Below are 2283 nucleotides of genomic sequence, written 5' to 3'. Positions count from 1 at the left end.
CGGGTGGCGGAATGGCAGACGCGCTAGCTTGAGGTGCTAGTGTCCTATTAACGGACGTGGGGGTTCAAGTCCCCCTCCGGACACAGACGAAACCCGTCGCAGTGGACATCACTGCGGCGGGTTTCCTGCATGCGCGGTGAACAGTTCTCTCGCCCGGGGCCCGCCCAGCCCCTACGCTGGGCCCATGGACATCACCGCCACCGGCCCGTTCGTCCGGTCCCTCGCCACCGCCGAGACACTCACCGTCGACGACCTCCGCGCCCGGGGCGGCTCCAAGTGGACCACCTTCCCTGACAGCATCGGCACTTTCGTCGCCGAGAGCGACTTCGGCACCGCCCCCGCCGTCCTCGACGCCGTCCGGTCCCGCGTCGACAACCTCGACTTCGGGTACACGACGGTGGCCCGCAAGTCGGACCTGGCGGCGTCCACGACACGGTTCCTCGCCGACCGCTACGGATGGGAGGTCGATCCGGCGCAGGTCGGCGTCCTCCCGGAGGTGTTGAGCTCGCTGGAGGTCACCCTGGAGCACTTCTCCCGGCCGGGCCCGGTCATCGTCCCCACCCCGACCTACATGCCGTTCTTCCACCTGCTGCGCGACCACGGCCGGGAGATCGTCGAGGTGCCGATGCTGCAGAGCACGGTGGACGGGCAGGGCACCTGGACCCTCGACCACGACCGGATAGGGGACGCGTTCTGGAACGGCGCGTCCCTGCTGATCCTGGTCAACCCGGCGAACCCGACCGGCACCGTGTTCACCCGTGCGCAGCTGGAGCCGCTCGTCGGGATCGTCGACCGGTACGGTGGCCGGGTATGGGCCGACGAGGTCCATGCCCCGCTCATCTACGACCGCCGGCGGCATGTGCCCTACGCGTCCCTGTCGGAGACGGCGGCGTCGCACACCGTGACGGCGACCTCCGCCTCCAAGGGGTGGAACATCCCGGGCCTGACCTGCTCGCAGACCGTCTTCTCCGCGGAGGACGCACCGACGTGGCGCCGCGTCGGGACGTGGACGGGTCACGCCGTCGGGCATCTCGGTGTGGAGGCGACCATCGCCGCCTACGACGACGGCCGGGACTGGCTGGACGCCCTGGTCACCCACCTCCAGGGTCACCGCGATCTGCTGGTGGACCTGGTCGCCGAGCATCTCCCCCGTGCCCGGTTCCTGCCCCCGCAGGGGACCTACCTCGATTTCCTCGACCTGCGGGGCTACGAGGTGCGCGGCAGCGTGGAGAGCCTCCTGCGGCGGCAGGCCGGGGTGGCGGGCACCGACGGGCGGAGGTGCGGAAAGGACTTCCGTGGCTGGTTCCGCGTCAATCACGCGACACCCGCCGCGATCCTCACCGAGACGGTGCGGCGGATCGGGCGGGTGTTGGAACGGTAGTCAGGCGTCAGGATCGTCGAAGACGCCGGCGGAGAGGTAGCGTTCCCCGGCGTCCGGCAGCACCGCGACGATCGTCGCACCCTCGTACTCCGGGCGGGTCGCGAGCTCCGCGGCGACGGTGAGGGAGGCTCCGGCGGACGCGCCGACGAAGAGGCCCGTCTCCCGGAACACGGCGCGGGCGGTGCCCCAGGCGTCGGCCGCCTCGACGGGGACGATCTCGTCGGCGATGGTGAGGTCGTAGTTCGGCGGTAGCTGCTCGTCCTCCAGGCCCGCGACCTTGTGGACACCGTCGATCTCGGCGTCCGGGTTGAGCTTCTCCTCGGTGGGCAGGGAGTTCTCCCCCGGCTCGGCGACGACGACCCTCACCTCGGAGCGTCGGTCCTTGAGGAAGCGTCCGGCACCGGAGACGGTGCCGCCGGTGCCGACCCCGCCGACGAGGACGTCGACCTCACCGTGGGTGTCCCGCCAGATCTCCGGGCCGGTGGTCTCGTAGTGGGTGGCACGGTTGACGGGGTTGCCGAGCTGGTCGGTGAAGTAGGCGTCCGGGTTCTCCGCCTTGATCGTCTCCACGAGCTTCTCCAGACCCTCGGGGTCGATGAAGATGGAGTTGTCGGTGGGGATGATCTCCGCGCCGAGTGCCTCGAGGATCCTGCGCTTGGTGGGGCTGGTCGTGTCCCCCAGGTAGAACTTCGTGCGGTAGCCGCGGGCGGCGGCGATACCGGCGAGGGCGACACCGGTGTTGCCGCTGGTGACGTCGACGATGAGGCTGCCCGGCTTCAGCGCGCCGCTCTCCTCCCCCTGTCGGATGAGGGCGGCGGCGATGCGGTCCTTGACGCTGAACAGGGGATTGAAGGCCTCGAACTTGCCGAGGACCCGGGCACGGCCGCCGCGGGCGGTGGCGT

2 protein-coding genes are annotated in these 2283 nt (G+C 70.3%); one reads left to right on the top strand and one right to left on the bottom strand.

Going from position 1 to position 2283, the window contains the following annotated elements; all coding sequences use genetic code 11:
• Positions 1-184 precede the first annotated feature (184 nt).
• Positions 185-1381, top strand: a complete 1197-nt coding sequence (locus QZV72_RS00745; RefSeq protein WP_297004034.1) for a MalY/PatB family protein — start codon at positions 185-187, stop codon at positions 1379-1381.
• Here the strand turns inward: QZV72_RS00745 and QZV72_RS00740 are convergent.
• Positions 1382-2283 (bottom strand): PLP-dependent cysteine synthase family protein (locus QZV72_RS00740; protein WP_297004032.1); only part of this gene is annotated, 902 nt, incomplete at its 5' end.

This window comes from uncultured Corynebacterium sp., assembly GCF_902782855.1.
Lineage (GTDB): Bacteria > Actinomycetota > Actinomycetes > Mycobacteriales > Mycobacteriaceae > Corynebacterium.
Note: the sequence above shows the minus strand (reverse complement) of the source record. Positions and strands in the feature narration are given on the sequence as shown.

Bases quoted from the DNA above. Each gene is read 5' to 3' on its own strand.
- QZV72_RS00745 (WP_297004034.1), top strand. From the start codon at position 185: ATGGACATCACCGCCACCGGCCCGTTCGTCCGGTCCCTCGCCACCGCC.